Genomic DNA, 19281 nt, shown 5'->3' with positions numbered 1-19281 from the left:
AAAGGTTATGCATCCTCCAGCGCATAAGAGCCGTCGGCCTGGTGCACTTCCTTGCCGGAAACCGGCGGATTGAAGGTGCATGCCATGATCATCGGCTTTTCTGCGTCTGCGCGCAGAATGTGCTTGTCGTGCTTGTCGAGCGCATACATGACGCCCGGCTTGATCTTGTGGACCTCGCCGGTGGCGCAATCCTCGATGGAGCCCGTGCCGTCGACGCAATAGACGCATTCAAGATGGTTCTTGTAATGCATGTGCAGTTCGGCGCCGGCATGGATGGTGGTGATGTGGAAGGAAAATCCCATCTCATCCGACTTCAGGAGAAGACGCACGCTGTCCCACCCTTCCGAGTGGACGTGGCGTTCGGTGTTTTTCGCTTCGTTCAGGTCGCGCACGATCATATTGGTTACTCCGCTGCGATTTTTGTGTTCTGGGTCTTTTCGGCAACGGCAGACTGAAGAATGTCCAGCCCGCGCGCAAAGGTCTCCTGCTCGATGTTGAGCGGGCAGAGGATCTTCACCACCTCGTCATGGGCGCCGGACGTCTCGATGATCAGCCCGTCGCGGAAGCAACGCTTGCAGATGTCGCTTGCCAGCTCTCCTGAGCCCACATCCACGCCCATCATCATGCCCCGGCCCTTCACGCGGGCGTCGGGCAGAAGCGCGGCGATCTCGTTGAGGCGCGTTTCCATATAGGCGCTGCGCTCTGCGATCGTGGCGCGGAACGTGTCATCCGCCCAGTATTTCTCCAGCGCCACGCGTGCGGTGACGAATGCGTGGTTGTTGCCGCGGAACGTGCCATTGTGCTCGGCCGGGCCGAACACGTCGTATTTCGGCTTCACCAGAACCGTGGCAAACGGCAGGCCGTAGCCCGAAAGCGATTTCGCCATGGTGATGATGTCCGGCGAGATGCCCATCTCCTCGAAGGAGAAGAAATTGCCGGTACGGCCGCAGCCTGCCTGGATGTCGTCGATGATCAGCAGCGCGCCATGGGCGCGGGCGATCTCACTGACGCGGCGTACCCACTCGCGCGATGCGGCATTGAGGCCACCTTCACCCTGCACGGTCTCGAGCAGGATCGCTGCCGGCTTTTCAACCCCGCTGGAGGGCTCGGAAAGCATGCGGTTCAGAAGATCGGCCGTGTCGATGTCGCCGCCCATGGCACCGTCATAGGGGATACGCGTGACGTGGTTGAGTGGCACGCCGGCACCGCCGCGATGATAGCCATTGCCGGTTGCCGCCAGCGCGCCGAGCGTGACGCCATGGAAGCCATTGGTGAAGGACACGACATTCTGGCGCCCCGTCACCTTGCGGGCGATCTTGAGTGCGGCCTCGATGGCGTTGGCGCCCGTCGGGCCGGTGAAGAGGACACGGTGATCCATATCGCGCGGACGCAGAATGAGACGCTCGAAGGTTTTGAGGAACTCGGCCTTCGCATCGGTGTGCATATCGAGCCCATGGGTCACCCCATCGCGCTCGATATGCTCGATCAGGGCGGCCTTCATGTCCGGGTCGTTGTGGCCATAGTTCAGGCTCGAGCAGCCGGCCAGAAAGTCGATGTAATCTCGACCATCGGCGTCTGTCAGGGTCGAGCCCTTGGCCTTGGTGAACACGGTGGAGAAGCTGCGGCAATAGCTCCGCGCTTCGGATTCGCGTCGCGTGAAAATCTGTTTGTCGTCCGTCGTAACGGTCGTCATCTTTTTTCCTTCGGATTGTTCGGTCGTGCGAATTGGGACGCCGCCATCAGGCGGCGTCGTCGCTCCGGGCCTCGTCTGCTTTGCGCAGGGAAATCCAGTTTCCGCTGAGATCGTCGGATGCACCCTCGGCGAACTGGATTGTCACCATATGTTCGGTGGCATGTTTGCCATCGAAATGCGCATCCTTGCGGAAGTAAGGCTCGTGGCTCAGTTCACCGCCGCGTTTGCGGGCGAGCGAGGAGAACAGACCCCAGCTTGCCTTGTTGTCGGAGGTGATGGTGGTCTTGAGCGCCTGCACGTTTTCGCAGGCTTCACGGTCGAGCAAAGCGGCGAGCAGTTTCTTGCCGACGCCCATACCCTGAACGCTCTTGTCCACGGCAACCTGCCAGACGAACAAAGTGTTGTCCTCGTCAGGCAGAAGATAGGCCGAAACCCAGCCCACCAGCGCTCCATCGCTGGTTCTTTCGGCGGCGATGCATGTGTCGCCGAAATGGTCGCACTGCAACAGATTGCAGTAAAGTGAATTCTCGTCGAGCGGCTCGCAGGACTGAATGAGCCGCCACACATCCGCGCCGTCTTCCTTGCGCGGGGGGCGATAGACAATTTCGGGCGATCGCTTGCGTACAAGCTTGATATCAGTAATGGACATTGGTCTCCTCATAGCGCGCCGAATATTATGACTATCGAAGGATATTTCAACCGCCCAGGACGGATTTGGTTCCATAAAGAGCGTCAACCCGTTGAATTCCGGCTGCAAACCCATGGAATGTATAGGGTTCTGAGAAAAATTTTATTCGCTAATCAAATTAAAATTTCTCTGCTATCCATGGGTGAGGTGAGAATGGCGACAAAGAATCGCTGTTCCGGCATGCGAGCTTTGGGGTATCGCAAATGGAAGATCGTACGGAAACAAGCCTGATTGCCCTGCGGCGCATCCTGCGCGCGACGGAGTTGAATGCCCGGACTCTGGCGCGGGCGACCGGGCTGACCACGCCACAGCTTATCGTTTTGGAAATTGTCGCTGCAGCCGGTAGGGCGACGCCGAAGGATATCTCCGGCAAGGCCGGTGTCGGACAGGCGACCGCAACGTCCCTGGTCGACAAGCTGGAGGCGCGGGGACTTGTCACCCGTACGCGCAGCGAGCGCGATAAGCGTGTTGTCTGGGTAGCGCCGACGGAAGAGGGACGGGCTCTTCTGAAAGCCGCTCCCGATCCGCTTCAAAAGACGTTTTCAGAGCAATTTCAGGCCCTGCCCGATTGGGAGCAGGGCATGATCGTTGCGGCGCTTGAACGTGTTGGTGCGATGCTCAATGCCGGTGCGCTCGATGCGGCGCCGCTGCTTGATGTCGGTGCGGTCGATCGCAAGTAAAGGCGCTTTCAGAGCCTGCTGATGAATGCCCGAACCTCAGCATTCAGGCGATCCCGCTCGTCTTCGGCCGTCGTTCTTTCCTGGTTGAGTGCGGCGATCCGGTTTTCCTGCTCTTCGAGCATGCGCATGTAGCGCTCTGCCAGAGCGCTCTCGCGGGGAACGGAGCTCAGATTGTCGCGAATGCGGGCCTGGTCGCCGGCGGTTCTTTCCAGCGCTTGCTGGACATTCGCCACGGCGCGATCTGCCGCTGCGGCCTCGCGCTTGAGAGCAGCAAGGTCCTTCAGTTTTTTGTCGGTCTCGCTGTCAGTGGCTGAGCCGGCCCATACATACAGCGCATCCGCACTGGCATCGGCGAGAGCGAAACTTTCCATACGACTGCGTTCCATCACCGTTCTGACGGTGGATGTACCACCGGCCTCCACCGTGGCACGAAGGCGATAGTGGGTGGGCGTTGCACTATCGAGCGCGGACGCTTCCATCTGCCACCCATCGCGGCGCGGATGTTCGATCAATATTGTACGCTTCGCATCCGAAGCGCCCTTGATTCTGTAAGTGGTGGTGATCCGTGAGACCGTTTTCGCGCGCAGAACCCCCTCGCTTATGGCGACGTCGTCCACGATCTCCTGTGGTTTGGTTTCCGTCGTGATCTCGACCTTGCGGTCGCTGGCGAAGCTTGCCATGCGGCTCTCGCCGGCCGGAATGCCCAGAAGCTGCGCATCGCCCACATAACCACTCGCGAGATCGTAGACCGTCACGATACCCGGCGGCAGGCTGGCTTCAGTGCCGTTCTTGAGAAAAACCGCAGCAACGGGATGAATGCCGCCGCTTTCCGGTTGGAAGACGGACACCCGCTCAGCTTCGATCTCGGCGTCCACAAAGGGAAGAGAAAGGCTTTGCCCTGCGGCGAGGTGTACGGGGTTCGGCAAATGGTAGGTGGCGCTCGTCCGTCCCTCTTGCGCTTCAGTGCGATTGGTGGGGGCGGAGGGCTCTTGCATCACCATATCGGCCATCGGCGCGGGAGCTGCGGCGCCGCTGAATGCACGCATCTGGCGGGAAGCTGGCTCCATTTGAGCGAGCTCAAGGCCAGCTGCATCGTCCGGTCGTGGCGGTGCGGCGTTGCCGACGGCAACGGGAATGTCCGGGCGTTCGCTCCAATAGCGCTGATGCAGTTTTTGGGCGAGTGTCACTGGTGCGCCCGATGAGAGTGTAAGACCGACGCCATTCCAGTCTTCTCCGGTGGCGTTTTCAACCACAGCCCATGCCTGCAGGCGTGCTGTGTCTTCTCCGTTTGAAATGAGCCGATAGGCTGCTTTCCAAACCGGAGCAGGCACCACATAGGAAATTGCTATATCGCGTTCACCGGTTCCCGAGAGTGTGATCGCCACCGAGCGGATAGCATCCGTGCGCCCCCGCCCGCTTATCTTGGCCGCCTCGCGCAAACGTTCCTTCAGGGCCTCATCGAGTATGTCCAGCTTGGTATCCGTACCGAGCTTCAAAAGCTCCAGCGTTCCGTCCGCGGTCATTACGGAGAGCACCCGCTCCACACGCGGCGTTGTATCACTGCCTGTTTGCTCCGTGCTGACGCCGAGGATCATGCCTTCGACAGTGCGCCCGCCGGATGTGGCGCGCACGGAGATGCCCTGAAGCGCAGCAGCCAAAGCCGGCACAGATCCCATCTCGTCAGGGCTGAGGGGAAGGCGGCGAAATGTCTCGTCGACGGGGGAGAGCCCATCCAGCGTGACGGCATCGATAGTGCCTGCGGGATCCCTTACAACCAGGCTTTTCAGAAAGTCGTTCACCTGATCGAGGGGGATATCGATCCGCAGCATGCCGTCGCCCTCGATGCGGGCGGAACGCCTTATCTCGGCCAAACCGCCAGAAGAAAGCGTGATCGCCTTGATCTGACCGCTGTCTATGATTTCGGCAAAAGCCGATGGTGTCGCCTGCGCGAAGGCAAAGCAGACGCCGAACAGAGCGGCGCGAGCAAACGTCTGGTTCAAATTCCGGGATGGTTTCGCTGACACATCATCTCTCCACGCTGGCTGGGAAGGGGCTGGACAAGGCTAAACATCATTTCGCTAACAGTGCATCTGGATCGGATCGTGGCATGAGTTGGAAAAATGCGTTGCACGACCGGTGCAGCTTGCGAAGGCTCACCGACAGAAATCTCCAACCGGTTGACGTTGCGGAAGAAAGATAGGGAAACTTAACTCAAGTTAATTAAAAGCCGGCAAAATTGCGTTAGATCAATTGTATTCTATGGGCGGGGGCCTTGATAGTATCGCAATTATTGCGGGTATTTTAAGTACTCGACACTTAGCCGTTTAAGCTGGGTGTGGTTTAGGATGATCGAGGACGCGATGTGCCTCTTGGTTCCCCAGAAATTGCATTGTGTGGGTGAGTATGGGGAATTTTGTTTTGTTTGTGCAGGAATTTGCTGTCCCAATATCCGTAGTGTTTAGCTTTCTGGTCCTCGCAGCGATGCTGTATTTTCGGCCGATCGACATACGACGGTTGACGCTGGACCCTGTCAACATTCGTTCAGATGCAGGAGAGAGTGTCCAGGACAGCGAAGTTGAAAGCGCCATCTCCGTTGAAGAACTCAATCAACGTGACGAGAAGGGATCAGCGTGAAATGGCGATCCCGACAGGATTCGAACCTGTGACCCTCAGATTAGGAATCTGATGCTCTATCCTGCTGAGCTACGGGACCGCTGAGCCCTCTCATAACGCGATGAAGCCGGTTCGCCAAGATGAAATGGGCCTCGTGCCAAGGGCGCAGCTGCATCAACCCGCCAGGGCGGTTTCTGCCAGCCTCACCCAATAGCTGACGCCGTGCGGGATGATGTCATCATTGAAATCGTATTGCGTATTGTGGAGCGCGGCGCTGTTGCCATTGCCGATGAAGATCAGAGCGCCGGGACGTGCTTCAAGCATGTAGGAGAAATCCTCGCCACCCATCGTGGGGGTGATGTCTGTGTCCACATTCGCCGCGCCGGCAATCTCGCTGGCCACGGCACTTGCAAAGGCCGTTTCCTCGGCGTGGTTGAACGTCACCGGATAGTTGGAGTCATAGTCGATTTCGACCGAGGCACCATGGGCCGCCGCCACACCGGTGCAAATGGCGCGCATCCGGCTTTCGGCATCGACATTCACCTCCTTCTTGAGAGTTCGCACGGTGCCGGCCAGCTCCACCCTGTCAGGAATCACGTTGAAGGCATCGCCGGCATGGAACTTGGTGACCGAGACCACCACCGAATCGAGGGGGTGCACATTGCGCGAGGCAATGCTCTGGAGCGCTGTGACGATCTGGCTGGCTGCAAGAATGGGGTCGATCACCATATGCGGCATGGCAGCGTGGCCACCGCGTCCCTTCACGGTGATCGTGAACTCCGCCGTGGCGGCCATGATAGGCCCCGGTCGGATCGCGAATTGGCCGACCGGCAAGCCAGGCAGATTGTGCATTCCGAAGACGCGCTCAATGGCAAAGCGCTCCATCAAGCCGTCCTTCACCATTTCGTTGCCGCCGCCGCCGCCCTCTTCGGCGGGCTGGAAGATCACCGCGACACGGCCCTTGAAATTGCGTGTTTCGCAAAGGTACTTGGTCGCCCCCAGAAGCATGGCCGTATGACCGTCATGGCCGCAGGCATGCATCTTTCCAGGAAAAATGGAGGCCCAGGGCTTGCCCGTCATCTCCGTCATCGGCAAGGCATCCATATCGGCGCGCAGGCCAATGGTCGGGCCGCTGCCGAGCCTGCCCTGGACAATGCCGACAACGCCCGTCCTGCCAAGGCCTGTCACCACCTCGTCGCAGCCGAACGCCCGGAGTTTCTCCGTTACGAAGCCGGCGGTACGCTGCACATCGAAGAGAAGCTCGGGGTTGCGGTGAATATCGCGCCGCCATTCGATGATCTCCGCCTGCAGCTCCGCAGAACGATTCAAAATCGGCATGTTTTGTTCTTTCCTTCAAACTTTTGCCGGTATTCAGGCCTCACTGTGAAGTCGGTCTTGCAGCAGTGCCGGAGGGGCCGCATGCATCCCGCAGTCATCAGTCTGAGGTTTTGAAGCAGGTAAGATGTGATTCTGCGCGATTGCAAGCTGTTCCGCTTGGACCAGTTCCTGCTTTTGCGCATGCCGCAGCGGTGTCTTCAAGCGAGATTAAGGCGTCGGCATCATGGTTTTTTGCTATAACCACTGGGTTCGCGTTAAATGGACCCGGTTCATCAGCAGGAAACGAACAGCACTTAGGTCTGGTCGTCGACTGTGCGCTTTGGCGCTTCGGGTCATGATCGGTATACGGGTCAACAAAGGTGCCTGACATTTCAGGCGGACATGAAATTCGGATAATGCGCATGTGTTTCGCAAGGTTTGCCGCACCCGCTGTGGCCGGGGCAGTGATGGGGATGGTTGCGGCGGTTCTGCCGGCATCGGCAGGGCCGACGATCGTTCTCGATGTCAACAGCGGCAGGGTTCTCTCCCATGAAGATGCTTTCCAGCGCTGGTATCCTGCGTCGCTGACCAAGCTGATGACAGCTTACGTGGCCTTCGAAGCGGTGCGGGATGGCGAATTGCAATTCGATTCGCCGGTCACGATTTCGAAGCGGGCTACGCGGGAGCCGCCGAGCAAGATGGGCTACCCGGCCGGATCGGTGCTGACTCTCGACAACGCGATCAAGCTGATCATGGTCAAATCGGCCAATGACGTGGCGACGGCCATTGCCGAAAATGTTGGTGGTTCGGTTGGTGCGTTTGCAGAACGCATGAATGCGGCAGCGCGCAAGCTGGGCATGTCCGGCACGCATTACGTCAATCCGCATGGACTTTTCTCGACCGAGCAATACACAACAGCGCGGGATCTGGCGCTTCTCGTTCGAGCCATTCGCACCGAATTCCCGCAGCATGCGCACTATTTTTCGCTGGAGGCCATTCGCACCGGCGACAAGGTTTTGCCGAATTACAACTGGCTGATCGGCCGCTTTCCGGGCGCCGATGGCATGAAGACGGGTTATGTGTGCTCGTCCGGCTTCAACTTGGCGGCCACCGCCACGCGCAACGGCCGTACGCTCGCGACGATCGTGCTGGGAGCGCCGACACAGGTGGAGCGCGGCGAAGAAGCCGCCCGTCTGCTTGCAGAGGGTTTCAGGATCCAGGGCGCGGTTTCCCCATCCATTGCTTCTTTCGCCCCCTATGGCGAGGCTCGCGACGTGGCGGTGGACATGCGCCCCGAGGTCTGTTCCGAGGCGGCGGTCAAGGCGCGTTTCGAACGGGGTGACGACGACAATCTCCTGGTGGAGCGCTCGCCTTATCTGACAGAGATGGATCACGAGCCGCGTGCCGTGGCGATCAGCCTCGGGGGCGCAACCGGTCCTGCGCCATCCGTTCCGCGCTACGCGGATGTGCCGATCCCCACGCCACGGCCGGATTACCCGCTAAAAAGTGCCACGGCCGAAACGGCGCAGGGCGGTTGAGATTATGGCCAACACCATTGCATTGACGCTGGTCACGGGCTTTCTCGGTGCCGGCAAGACCACGTTGATCAATCGGCTTCTGCGCGATCCGGCTCTTTCGGACACTGCGGTGATCGTCAATGAGTTCGGTGCGGTCGGCATCGATCATCTTCTTGTGGAAGAGGCGTCGGACGGAGTGGTCGAGCTGTCGGATGGCTGTCTTTGCTGCACTGTGCGCGGTGCGCTGGTGGATACGCTGCTCGGTCTCGATGAAAGACTGTCGAATGATCGTGCAGCCAAGCTCAGACGTGTGGTGATCGAAACGACAGGCCTTGCAGATCCAGTGCCGGTCCTGCAGGCGCTCGCCGCGCATCCGGCGCTTGCCGCCCGTTTCCGGCTTGATGGCGTGGTTACCCTGGTAGACTGCATGTACGGGCGGGCGACGCTTGAAGCGCATGAGGAGGCCCGGCATCAGGTGGCGGTGGCCGACAGGCTGCTGTTGACCAAGACCGATCTGGTTGATGCGGATGCTCTCCGTGGTCTGAAAGCGTATCTGGCGGAGCTAGCGCCAGGCCTCGAACCTCTCTCCGTCGATGAGATGGATGCAGCGGCGCTTATCGATTGCAGCGCGCTCGAAATCGGTTCACGTGCTGCTCCGGTCCTGCGTGAGGCTTCACCCTATCACGACCACCACCATGACCACGATCACGATCACGATCATGAGCATGGGCATAGCGCTGCCTTCGACACGATTCTGCTGACGAATGACCGCCCCATCGTCGGTTCGGCGCTTGAGAATTTTCTCGACCTCCTGCGCAGTCAGTGTGGGCCACATATTCTGCGGCTTAAGGGCATCGTGGAACTTAGCGGGCGCCCCGAGCGCCCCCTGGTCGTGCAAGGGGTGCGCCAGATCCTGCATGAGCCGCGTTACCTTGCGGAATGGCCGGATGAGACGCGCGGTGTGCGCCTGGTCATCATCGGGACGGGGCTTGATGAGAGATATGTGAGGGGCGTGTTCGCGGCGTTTGTGGGGGAGGCGGCGGTCGATACGCCCGACCGGACTGCCCTTCAGGACAACCCGCTCGCCATAGCGGGCTTTCGCCCCTAGGATCCAGACCCTAGAGCATTTTGCAGTCAGGTGGGATCACCTGACACCCGCACAAATGCGGCAAACAATCCACTCTAGCCTCGTTCCACCAGAAAGCGGTGACCATCCGCAGTCGATTCTGTCTCGATGAGCATGTGCCCGTGTTCATTGCAGAAGGCCGGAATATCAATCACCGCCAGCGGATCTGTGGTTTCCAGCCAAAGCCGGGTGCCACTCGGCATCTGTGCAAGTCGCTTGCGCGCTTTGAGAACAGGCAAGGGGCAGTTGAGCCCCTTGAGGTCGTATGTCTGTGCTGCGGCTGGCACGATCAGCGGCTGAAGATATTCTGGATGCGCCGACGCAGCGAAGGGGCTTGGCCGCCGGTGGCCGGTGCCGGGACAGACGCGGTGCGTTCAGCGCTTGTGTCGGGCCGCGGTGTCGGATTGGGCACTGCGCCCTCCACAGTGGTTTCGGTCGCGACCGCAGCGGTGTTGTCCGCAGCCTCCTGTTGCTCAGGCTGGGCGGCGGTGGCGGCTGCGGCTTCCAACGCGCTTTGAAGGGGCGACGTGGGCTCGGCCGTATAGGCGGAAGCCGTGGCAGACACAGCGGGCGTGGATGCAGGTTCAGGTGCCTCGGCGACGGCCGTTGGCGACGGAATGTTGGGCGGCAGGCGCGAAACCTTTTCGCCCCGGGCGCGGCGCTTGCTCCAGTCGGCTACAAGGCGTGCTTCCTCGTGCCCGGCGATGGTTTCGGACGTTTCCACTGCCGCTTGCGTCTTGAGAGCCTTGTTGAACGCGATATCGTATAATGCCTGGTGTTGACGGTAGGCCGTGAGCAGCGATTCAGGCTGGCTCATTGGCGGGCATGCAGCGGTCGGCGAAAAGCTCTGGCCGTCGACGGGTTCGCTGTTGAACACGTACCGCTTGCCGCAAACATCGACCTTCGGAGGCATTTTGGTCAGTTCGAAGTGATCGTAGCCGACCTTGAGCATTTTCCAGAATTCATAATTCGGGTCGTTCCGATAACGAGCCATGTTTTCCGCCGTCATGCGGAACGGGAACGCTTGGACCTGGAACTCGCGTTGCCCGCCTTTGAAGGAATCCCGACCAAAAGCGTAGATCTCCGAGATCTGCTCATCGGTCATCGAATAGCAGCCGGCGGATGAGCAGGCGCCATGCACCATGAGGTGTTTTCCGGTGCGACCGTTTGCCTGGTCATAGGCATTAGGAAAACCGATATTGAAGGCAAGATAATAGCTTGATTTCGGGTTCATCTGGCCGGGACGGACCGTATAGAAACCTTCCGGTGCCTGGCGATCGCCCTCGGTGAATTTCGGCCCGAGCTGGCCCGACCATTTGCAGATGTCGTAGCTGGCGATGATGTCGTAGCGGCCATTGGTCTTGGCCTTCCAGACCTCCAGCTTTCCCTCTTCCTTGAAGATGCGCATCATGACGGGTGAGGTCTTGCTCATCCCCTTGGCCTTCATCGTCTGGACGATTCGTGCCGGTAACTGACGCTCGGCCTTCGGCGAGATGTCTTCAAGCGTTTCGTTGCATGCGGCGAGCGCGAGCGCCGTCGACAGCAAAAAGGCATATTTGATCAGGCGTGTCATGGAATGTTGTCGCGTCCCGCCTATTTGGGCCCCTGCGGAGATTCTAAAATGCCACTCCGCTTATAGAAAATGAACCCTTATGCTTTCGAAAAGATTACCCGGGTCATTAGGCATTGCAGCCATGCTGTGACCGTTTCGTGGCATTTTGTCGGGCTTTGTGGCCTTTTCGCGGCTTCTAGGCGAGGAATGGTCGGTACGCAAGAGAAGACTCCAGTTCCAGAGTGTGTTCCTGGGGCTGAATACCGACATTGAAACAGATCCGGCATGGCCATTGCGTGCTCAGAAACCCTTCTGAATTAGCATCCAATGCTACGAGGGTTGTGATTTATATAAAATAATGGCTTTTTGCATTGCTTTTATCGCCTGCTTATAGAATTTTTTTCTACACTTCCTATCTGTGCCGCACCAAGCAACAAGCAGGCGCAGGGCGCCGCTGGAGATTTCAATGCGCAAACTGGCACTAGCAGCAGCAATTTTCGCCGCCACCGTATCGGCATCCCAAGCAGAGACGGTTCGCGTCGGTATGTCGGGTGGCTATTTCCCGTTCACCTTCGTCAAACAGGACAAGCTTCAGGGCTTCGAGGTGGATTTCATCGATGCCGTGGTCAAGGAGACCGGTGACGAGGTGGAGTATGTCACGATGAGTTTTTCCGGCCTTGTCGGTGCACTCGAGTCTGGACGCATTGACACCATTGCCAACCAGATCACCATCACGCCGGAACGCGAAGCGAAATTCGCCTTCTCGCAGCCCTATGTGATCGATGGCGCGCAGGTGGTCGTGAAGAAGGGCAATGAAGGCGAGATCACCGGGCCGGAAAGCCTCAAGGGCCGTTCGGTCGCCGTCAATCTCGGCTCAAATTTCGAGCAGCTTCTGCGCGAATTGCCATACTCCGACGAGATTGAAATCAAGACCTATGAGAGCAATCTCGAGCAGGAAACGGCATTGGGGCGCGTTGATGCCTTCGTGATGGACCGTGTCAGCGCCAGCCAGGTGATCAAGGAAACGCCGCTGCCGCTTTCGCTTGCCGGCAAGCCGTTTTCCGAGATTCGCAATGCGCTCCCGTTCCGCAACGATGATCAGGGCAAGGCACTGCGAGACCGCGTGGATGCGGCCATCACGACGCTGAAGGAAAACGGAACGCTGAGCGAAATCTCGCAGAAGTGGTTCGGCACCGACATCAGCCAATAAACACGCAACGCCAATGAGAGCCGGGGACAATGAGACCGCTTGATCTCGACTACATGCTGGGGCTTGTCCCTGTGCTTCTCAAATATGTGCCGCTGACGCTTGCGATGGCGTCGGTGGCCATGGTCTTTGCACTGTTGCTCGCTTCGCTGATGGCCGTCGTTCGCGTCATGCGCGTTCCGCTTCTCGATGGTTTCACGCAGATATTCATCAGCTTCTTTCGAGGCACGCCGCTCCTGGTGCAGCTTTTCCTGTTTTATTACGGCCTGCCGCAGGTGTTTTCGTTCCTGACAGCCATCAACGGCGTCACGGCGGCGATTATGGGCATCACCCTGCATTTCGCGGCCTATATGGCCGAAAGCATTCGCGCCGCGATCCTCGGTGTAGACCGTTCGCAATGGGAAGCGGCGCGCTCCGTCGGCATGACAACAGCGCAGATGATGCGTCGCATTATCCTGCCGCAGGCGGCTCGAATTGCTGCCCCGACACTGGTCAACTATTTCGTCGACATCATCAAGAGCACCTCGCTTGCCTTCACACTGGGCGTGACGGAGCTGATGGGCGCTGCGCAGAAGGAGGCCGCCGGCAGTTTTCTCTATTTCGAGGCTTTCATCCTGGTGGCGGTCATTTATTGGGTGATCGTCGAGGCCCTTACGGTGGTTCAGCGCCAGCTCGAGGCTCGGCTCGGAAAGGCGGTGGCGCGATGATTTCTGTTCGGGCACTCACCAAGCGTTTCGGCGACAACACTGTTCTGGATGGCATCGATCTCGATATCCGTTCGGGCGAGCGTGTTGCCATCATCGGCCCGTCCGGCACAGGGAAGTCGACGCTGCTGCGCTCGCTCAACTTTCTCGAAAAGCCCGACGAGGGGACCATCACCATTGGCCCTGTCACTGTCGATGCGCGCCGGGCAAGGGCCGCAGAAGAGCTCGCGCTCAGAAGGCAGACCTCCTTCGTGTTCCAGAGCTACGCGCTTTTTGCCAACAAGACGGCGCGCGACAACATCGCCGAGGGGCTGATCACCGTCCGGGGCTGGGAGAAGGCGAGAGCACACGCCCGCGCCGAAGAGATTCTGGCTACCATCGGTCTTGCCGACAAGGCGCAGAGCTACCCGGCCGCGTTGTCCGGTGGCCAGCAGCAGCGTGTCGGGATCGGCCGCGCCATGGCGGCGGAGGCCGAGATCATGCTCATCGACGAGCCGACTTCGGCACTTGACCCCGAATGGGTGGAAGAGGTGCTTCAATTGTTGAAGCGCGTGGCCGATGCGCGCCAGACCATGCTGATCGTCACGCATGAGATGCAATTCGCCCGCGACATTGCAGACCGAATCCTGTTCATGGATGGTGGCAAGATCGTCGAGCAGGGACCTCCCGACGCAATGTTCACCGACCCGAAGGACCCGCGCACCCGCGCATTTCTGCGCAAGGTGCTTTGATCGGGCCGGTTGGCGTCACATGGCCGGCATGAGGCCGGGCACGTGGTCCGGAACAGCAAGGATGGCAAGCCCCAGGCCGATCAGTGCCAGACCCAGGATCGTGTCGATGGGCTCCCGTGGCGGCATGAGCTTTTGCGCGCAGATGACGAGCGTCACCACCACCATCCAGCCAAGGCTCATGATGCCGATGGCGATCTGCATCGCCATCAGCCCAATCGTCATGACGACACAGAAGGACCCGCACTCAAGACCAGAGGAGAGGGGGCCACGGCAGCATCGACGCCGCGCTTCCTTCTTGATCGGCGTGAACTCGTAGAGGCCTGCCGCAATCGTGACAATGCCCGCGATCACGGTGCCGTGGGGCTGGTAGAGCAGATAGACCGGCAGGCCGATCACAGCCCAGACGATCAGATAGGCCGCAACGAACCACAGAACGGCTGCACCGGAAGCACCGCCCCGGGCTGTTTTCACGACCGTTGGTGCGATGCCGGGCAACATCATTGCCGCCATCATTGTGATCCACATGGCGATGAAGGCAGGAAACGGGCCGGGCGATGCGACCGGTTTCATGTGCATGCCCCCCATCGTCTGTGCCATGAGGCCCCAGCAGAGCGCTGCCAGCCCCAGCGTTGATGCAAGGGCCAGAGCCACGGGCAGTGCTTTAGTATTTGTCATGATGGCGCCACCACATGCCCGTTTCATTGCGCCCCTTGGGCGCACGGTCGAGCCACTGATACATGCCCCACAGCCCGTCCAGTCCGCGGGAATATGTTGAGTAGGTATGGTAGACCACCCCGTCCTCCAGCACGAAGGTGCTTGCACCGGGACGTTCGCGTGTGAAGGTTGGCACGTCGGTCCCAGTCATCGCGGCGGTCTGGGCAACCGGGTTGTCGCCATCCCAGTTCGCCATCGTCTTGCCGGCGAGTGTGTTCTTCATCGGCGGTTCGCGCCGGAAGTTGTATTCGATGCCTTCGGCTTGCTGCTCTTTCGTGAATCCAATCCCGAAATCCTGGTTGAAGTCGCTCTGGCCGGAAGATGCCCACGGAAAGGACCATCCCATCCGTTTCCTGAAAGCCGTCAATTTTGAGAGCGGCGCACGGGATATGGCCATCAGGGTCACGTCGTGATTGGCCAGATGCACCACCGAGCCGTCAAACCCGTCCGCTATGGCAGAGCAGGAGGGGCAGCCCGCCTCATAGTCCGGGCCGAACATGAAATGGTAGACGAGAAGCTGCGAACGGCCCTGAAAAAGATCGGCCAGCGAGGCCTCTCCCATCTCCGTGTCGAAGCGATACTCCTTGTCGATGCGCACCCAGGGAAGTTGCTGTCGCTTCTGCGCCAGCGCATCGCTGCGTCTGGTGAGTTCCTTTTCTTCCTGTAGAAGCGCCAGCCGCGCCGCGCGCCATTCCTCATGTGTTCCTGTCGCGTGTATGGTCATGGTTTTCTCCTTTGCATGGCCGCCCTTCATCCGCGTCTTGTCGGGGGGCGGCTGTCCGCTAGAGTAGGGAATGGTAATCGGGGGGTGAGAGTGACAATCGTGGCGCGATTTAGATGGACGCTCTAATCACTGCGGCGGGCCGCGCGCTGGCGGCGGGCGATCCGCTGGGTGCGCTCAACCGCATTGCCCTGCGCAGTGATGCGCCGGCACTGGCGCTGCGCGGCATCGCCATGGCGCAACTAGGCGATCTGGATCTCGCCAAGGCGCTGCTGCGCCGCGCAGCGCGCGCTTTCAGCCCACGCGAACACAGGGCCCGGGCGCGCTGCGTCGTGGCGGAAGCGGAGATTGCCCTCGTCTCACGCGATCTCGGCTGGCCGGAGGCGGCGCTTCAACGGGCGCGCGAAACGCTGGAGCGGCAGGGCGACACCATCAACGCCGCCTATGCCCGTTACCTTTCCGCGCGGCATCTCCTGCTGATCGGCCGTTTGGATGAAGCCGAGCGGGAGCTTGAGGTGATTGATCCGGACTTGCTGCCGTTGCAGGCGCAAGCCGGCTGCGGCATGGTGGCTGCCGGCATCGCCATGCGTCGGGTTGAGGCAAGGAAGGCGCGGGCCGCGCTGGAGCGCGCTGCCGCCGCTGCAAGAGGGGCGGGTATTCCCGCGTTGGTGAGCGAGGTCGACACTGCCATGCGGGCACTTGAGGTGCCTGCGGCCAGGCTGATCTCGAGCGGGGGGGAGGAGTTGCTCCTGCTCGATCAGGTGGAGGCTCTTCTCGCATCCGGCACTTTCGTGGTTGATGCCTGTCGGCATGTGGTCCGCAGCGCAAGGGAAGTGATCGGGCTTGAGACACGTCCGGTTCTCTTCGCTCTTGCACGTGCGCTTGCCGAAGCATGGCCGTCGGACGTTTCCCGCAAGGTTCTCGTGGCAAAGGCGTTCAGAGGCAGGGTCGCGGACGAATCTCACCGCGCGCGCTTGCGGGTGGAAATAGGCAGGCTGCGCGCGCTGCTGGGGGATCATGCGGGTCTGAGCGCCACGGATGCCGGTTTCCTTCTCACTGTTCCGGAGGGACGGGACGTGGTTGTTCTGGCGCAGCCCGTGGAAGACAGCCATGCAGATGTCCTTGCCTTGCTGGGCGATGGCGAGGCGTGGTCCAGCGCAGCGCTTGCTCTGGCTCTGGGTGTCAGCTCCCGGACGGTCCAGCGGGCCCTTGAGCGGTTGCGGGAGGAGGGAAAGGTGCGATCCTTCGGGCGCGGGCGCGGGCGCGCCTGCCGCTGGGTCGTGCCAACACTGCCCGGTTTCCCGACAAACTTGTTACTCCCGGCCAAAATCACCGACGGATAGGTTCGGTCCATGATCAATCGGAAAGGAAATGGATCATGACCAGATCAAAAGCAGACATCATCCAGGAACTCGGCCCCTTCCCGGACGTGGAGGCCGTTCACGGCGTCACCCATGACGGACAGAATGTGTGGTTTGCTTCGGGAGACAGGTTGAATGCCGTCAATCCCGGAACAGGCCAGATCGTTCGCTCGATCGAGATGACGGCAATGGCGGGCACGGCTTTCGACGGCACGCACATGTTTCAGATCGCGGAAGACCGGATCCAGAAGATTGATCCGGAAACCGGCTCGGTGCTGGCCAGCATTCCTGCCCCACAGGACGGAGGCAGCTCCGGTTTGGCCTGGGCCGACGGCGCACTTTGGGTCGGGCAGTTTCGGGATCGGAAAATCCACAAGATCGACCCGGAGACGGGAGCGATCCTGCGCACCATCGAATCCAACCGCTTTGTCACGGGTGTTACCTGGGTGGATGGAGAGCTGTGGCACGGCACGTGGGAAGGCGACGAAAATGAACTGCGGCGCATCGACCCGGAAACCGGGGCAGTGCTGACCCAATTGGACATGCCGTCCGGGATGGGCATATCAGGTCTTGAGTCCGACGGCAGCGACCGCTTTTTCTGTGGTGGCGGAAACAGTGGTACCATCCGCGTGGTGCGCAGACCCGAACGTGCTTCCGCCGCCTGATCGAGGCTTACAACGTCCGGCCGATGGCGAGGAATTTCTCGCGACGATGCTCGCGATAATCCATCTTGCCGTCGGCCATTTCGGCAAATCCCTTCTCGATCTGCTCGCCGGCCGCTGCGATCACCTTTTCCGGTGCCCGGTGCGCGCCGCCGATCGGCTCGGGAATGATGCCGTCGATCACCTTGAGGCCCATAAGGTCCTGCGCGGTGATCTTCATGTTGGTTGCCGCGTCTTTCGCCCGGGCAGAGTCGCGCCACAGAATGGAGGCCGCGCCCTCGGGCGAGATCACCGAGTAGATGGCGTGTTCGAGCATGTAGACCTGATTGGCGGTGGCGATGGCGATGGCGCCACCCGAGCCGCCTTCACCGATGACAACAGCAATGTTCGGAACCTTCAGGCCGAGACAGCGGGATGTCGACTGGGCGATGGCTTCTGCCTGACCGCGCTCTTCCGCGCCGATGCCGGGATAGGCACCTGTCGTGTCGACAATGCTGATGAGCGGAATGTCGAAACGGTCCGCCAGATCCATGACGCGCACGGCCTTTCGGTAACCTTCGGGCCGGGCCATGCCGAAATTGTGCTTCAGACGGCTTTGCGTGTCGTTGCCTTTTTCCTGGCCGATCACCGCAACGGATTGGCCGTTGAAGCGGGCGAAACCAGCGATGATCGCATTGTCTTCGCCGAAGGCCCGGTCCCCGGCAAGCGGCGTGAAATCGGTGAAGAGACCGCGCACATAATCAAGACAGTGCGGGCGGTCGGGGTGGCGGGCGACCTGTGCCTTCTGCCAGGGCGTCAACGACCGGTAGATTTCTACCAGTGCATCCTTGGAACGCTTCTCAAGGCGTGCGATCTCATCGGCGACGTCCACCGCTTCGCCGCTTTCGGCGAGCTTTTTCAGTTCAAGGATCTGGCCTTCGAGATCGGCAACGGGCTTTTCAAAATCGAGATAGTTGTACATTCACTCGCCAAATCGAACACGAGACACTGCGATAGAGGCATCTCTGGGTTGAACACGGCCTGCCGCCGGTAATGTGACGCTCCACATAACGTTCATGAAGCTAATCGGCAAGCGGATGGTGCTTTTGAACCAGCTCGGCAAGGCGTTTTTCAAGCACATGCGTATAGATTTGCGTCGTGGATATGTCCGAATGCCCCAGCAATTCCTGCACGGCTCGCAAATCCGCGCCATTCTGCAGAAGATGGCTTGCAAAGGCGTGGCGCAGCACATGCGGTGAGATCTTCGCCGTGTCGACGCCTGCACGCGCCGCGACCGCCTTCAATTCCCGAGCGAAGACCTGCCTTGGCAAGTGACCGCTTTCCGAATTCGCAGGAAAGAGCCAGGTGCTCTCGGCCCAGGAAGGGTTTGCTTTCCGCACGGCGAGCCAAGTCTGCATGGCTGCGCGCGCCTTGCCGGAGAGCGGCACAATGCGTTCCTTGCCGCCCTTGCCGCGCACAGCGAAGAAACGCTCATCCCGAAGCGCCACCGTTACCGGCAGGCTTACGAGTTCGGACACACGAAGGCCCGAGGCATACAGCACCTCAAGCAGCGCGTGGAGCCGCACCGCTCCGACGTGCTCCGGTGTGTGCGGCGCGGCCTCGCGAGCGTCCGTTTCAGCCCGTTCAAGCAGGTTTCCTGTCTCTTCCTCGCTCAGTGTTTTCGGCAGGCCGCGTCCTTTTTTCGGGCTGTCGAGAACTCCCGTCGGGTCATCGCCGCGCAGCCCTTCCGCGTAGAGAAACTGGAAAAACTGTCTGAGAGCAGAGAGCTTGCGGGTCTGGGTCGTAGCCGCAAACCCCTGTGCGGAAAGGGTGCTGAGAAAAGCGCGCAGATCATCCGCGTCGGCATCTTGCAGGGTCCTGCCATCTCTTGCGATGTGCAAGGCGGCATCCTCCAGGTCACGGCGGTAGGAGGCAAGCGTGTTGTCGCTGGCGCCGCGTTCGGCCGCCATCATTTCCAGAAAGGCCTCGATCCGCGCGCCGCTGCCGATCCGGGAG

20 protein-coding genes and 1 tRNA gene are annotated in these 19281 nt (G+C 60.2%); 9 read left to right on the top strand and 12 right to left on the bottom strand.

Going from position 1 to position 19281, the window contains the following annotated elements; all coding sequences use genetic code 11:
* Positions 1 to 5: 5 nt before the first annotated feature.
* The 3 genes from KW403_RS06155 to ectA are packed head-to-tail and all read right to left on the bottom strand — an operon-like array spanning position 6 to position 2342.
* The gene (locus KW403_RS06155; RefSeq protein ID WP_007010253.1) at positions 6 to 398 is read right to left on the bottom strand and encodes an ectoine synthase; all 393 of its coding nucleotides are present in this window, start codon (positions 396 to 398) and stop codon (positions 6 to 8) included.
* Between the two features lie 5 nt (positions 399 to 403).
* Complete coding sequence (gene ectB / locus KW403_RS06150) at positions 404 to 1693, bottom strand: diaminobutyrate--2-oxoglutarate transaminase (RefSeq protein ID WP_223021848.1); 1290 nt, start codon at positions 1691 to 1693, stop codon at positions 404 to 406.
* A gap of 46 nt (positions 1694 to 1739) precedes the next feature.
* Positions 1740 to 2342 (bottom strand): diaminobutyrate acetyltransferase, encoded by a 603-nt coding sequence (gene ectA, locus KW403_RS06145; protein WP_223021847.1) that lies wholly within the window; start codon positions 2340 to 2342, stop codon positions 1740 to 1742.
* A 242-nt stretch (positions 2343 to 2584) separates the two neighbouring features.
* On the opposite strand from ectA, the gene KW403_RS06140 reads away from it, so the two are divergent.
* Complete coding sequence (locus tag KW403_RS06140) at positions 2585 to 3061, top strand: MarR family winged helix-turn-helix transcriptional regulator (RefSeq protein WP_223021846.1); 477 nt, start codon at positions 2585 to 2587, stop codon at positions 3059 to 3061.
* An 8-nt stretch (positions 3062 to 3069) separates the two neighbouring features.
* Here the strand turns inward: KW403_RS06140 and KW403_RS06135 are convergent, their stop codons facing one another.
* Entirely contained in the window at positions 3070 to 5085 is a 2016-nt protein-coding gene (locus tag KW403_RS06135) for a DUF4139 domain-containing protein (RefSeq protein WP_246637907.1), read from the bottom strand.
* A gap of 394 nt (positions 5086 to 5479) precedes the next feature.
* On the opposite strand from KW403_RS06135, the gene KW403_RS06130 reads away from it, so the two are divergent.
* Complete coding sequence (locus KW403_RS06130) at positions 5480 to 5695, top strand: hypothetical protein (protein WP_223021845.1); 216 nt, start codon at positions 5480 to 5482, stop codon at positions 5693 to 5695.
* Positions 5696 to 5697: 2 nt separating this feature from the next.
* On the opposite strand, the gene KW403_RS06125 is transcribed toward KW403_RS06130, so the two are convergent.
* Both KW403_RS06125 and KW403_RS06120 read right to left on the bottom strand, forming a co-directional pair.
* Positions 5698 to 5774, bottom strand: a tRNA-Arg gene (locus KW403_RS06125).
* Between the two features lie 74 nt (positions 5775 to 5848).
* Positions 5849 to 7012, bottom strand: a complete 1164-nt coding sequence (locus KW403_RS06120; RefSeq protein ID WP_223021844.1) for a M20 aminoacylase family protein — start codon at positions 7010 to 7012, stop codon at positions 5849 to 5851.
* 401 nt (positions 7013 to 7413) lie between these two features.
* On the opposite strand from KW403_RS06120, the gene KW403_RS06115 reads away from it, so the two are divergent.
* Positions 7414 to 8529, top strand: a complete 1116-nt coding sequence (locus KW403_RS06115) for a D-alanyl-D-alanine carboxypeptidase family protein (protein WP_223021843.1) — start codon at positions 7414 to 7416, stop codon at positions 8527 to 8529.
* Positions 8530 to 8533: 4 nt separating this feature from the next.
* On the top strand, positions 8534 to 9616 hold the full coding sequence (locus KW403_RS06110; RefSeq protein ID WP_223021842.1) for a CobW family GTP-binding protein: 1083 nt from the start codon (positions 8534 to 8536) through the stop codon (positions 9614 to 9616).
* 74 nt (positions 9617 to 9690) lie between these two features.
* Here KW403_RS06110 and KW403_RS06105 read toward each other — a convergent pair whose 3' ends face one another.
* Together KW403_RS06105 and KW403_RS06100 are read right to left on the bottom strand one after the other, a co-directional pair.
* Positions 9691 to 9927: a sulfurtransferase TusA family protein gene (locus KW403_RS06105; RefSeq protein ID WP_378596952.1), complete on the bottom strand. Its 237-nt coding sequence runs from the start codon at positions 9925 to 9927 to the stop codon at positions 9691 to 9693.
* Positions 9924 to 11207, bottom strand: a complete 1284-nt coding sequence (locus tag KW403_RS06100) for a L,D-transpeptidase family protein (protein ID WP_223021840.1) — start codon at positions 11205 to 11207, stop codon at positions 9924 to 9926. The genes KW403_RS06105 and KW403_RS06100 overlap by 4 nt, the downstream gene beginning before the upstream one ends.
* A 445-nt stretch (positions 11208 to 11652) precedes the next feature.
* Here KW403_RS06100 and KW403_RS06095 point away from each other — a divergent pair, with 445 nt between their 5' ends.
* The 3 genes from KW403_RS06095 to KW403_RS06085 are packed head-to-tail and all read left to right on the top strand — an operon-like array spanning position 11653 to position 13828.
* Complete coding sequence (locus KW403_RS06095; RefSeq protein ID WP_223021839.1) at positions 11653 to 12396, top strand: amino acid ABC transporter substrate-binding protein; 744 nt, start codon at positions 11653 to 11655, stop codon at positions 12394 to 12396.
* A 29-nt stretch (positions 12397 to 12425) separates the two neighbouring features.
* Complete coding sequence (locus KW403_RS06090; protein WP_223021838.1) at positions 12426 to 13100, top strand: amino acid ABC transporter permease; 675 nt, start codon at positions 12426 to 12428, stop codon at positions 13098 to 13100.
* On the top strand, positions 13097 to 13828 hold the full coding sequence (locus KW403_RS06085; protein ID WP_223021837.1) for an amino acid ABC transporter ATP-binding protein: 732 nt from the start codon (positions 13097 to 13099) through the stop codon (positions 13826 to 13828). Before KW403_RS06090 ends, KW403_RS06085 begins: the two co-directional genes overlap by 4 nt.
* Before the next feature lie 15 nt (positions 13829 to 13843).
* On the opposite strand, the gene KW403_RS06080 is transcribed toward KW403_RS06085, so the two are convergent.
* Both KW403_RS06080 and KW403_RS06075 read right to left on the bottom strand, forming a co-directional pair.
* Positions 13844 to 14503, bottom strand: coding sequence for a DUF2182 domain-containing protein (locus KW403_RS06080; protein ID WP_223021836.1), 660 nt, complete (start codon positions 14501 to 14503; stop codon positions 13844 to 13846).
* The gene (locus tag KW403_RS06075; RefSeq protein WP_223021835.1) at positions 14490 to 15266 is read right to left on the bottom strand and encodes a DUF899 domain-containing protein; all 777 of its coding nucleotides are present in this window, start codon (positions 15264 to 15266) and stop codon (positions 14490 to 14492) included. The genes KW403_RS06080 and KW403_RS06075 overlap by 14 nt, the downstream gene beginning before the upstream one ends.
* Before the next feature lie 113 nt (positions 15267 to 15379).
* Between KW403_RS06075 and KW403_RS06070 the strand changes: the two genes are divergently transcribed.
* Entirely contained in the window at positions 15380 to 16606 is a 1227-nt protein-coding gene (locus tag KW403_RS06070; RefSeq protein WP_223021834.1) for an HTH domain-containing protein, read from the top strand.
* 35 nt (positions 16607 to 16641) lie between these two features.
* The gene (locus KW403_RS06065) at positions 16642 to 17289 is read left to right on the top strand and encodes a Vgb family protein (protein ID WP_223021833.1); all 648 of its coding nucleotides are present in this window, start codon (positions 16642 to 16644) and stop codon (positions 17287 to 17289) included.
* A 7-nt stretch (positions 17290 to 17296) separates the two neighbouring features.
* On the opposite strand, the gene KW403_RS06060 is transcribed toward KW403_RS06065, so the two are convergent.
* Both KW403_RS06060 and KW403_RS06055 read right to left on the bottom strand, forming a co-directional pair.
* Positions 17297 to 18247: an acetyl-CoA carboxylase carboxyltransferase subunit alpha gene (locus tag KW403_RS06060; RefSeq protein ID WP_223021832.1), complete on the bottom strand. Its 951-nt coding sequence runs from the start codon at positions 18245 to 18247 to the stop codon at positions 17297 to 17299.
* Positions 18248 to 18347: 100 nt separating this feature from the next.
* Positions 18348 to 19274, bottom strand: coding sequence for a site-specific tyrosine recombinase XerD (locus KW403_RS06055; protein ID WP_223022460.1), 927 nt, complete (start codon positions 19272 to 19274; stop codon positions 18348 to 18350).
* Positions 19275 to 19281: the final 7 nt, after the last annotated feature.

Source organism: Nitratireductor kimnyeongensis, from assembly GCF_019891395.1.
GTDB lineage: Bacteria > Pseudomonadota > Alphaproteobacteria > Rhizobiales > Rhizobiaceae > Nitratireductor > Nitratireductor kimnyeongensis.
The sequence above is the reverse complement of the archived record's forward strand: the minus strand, read 5'-3'. Positions and strand labels throughout refer to the sequence as shown.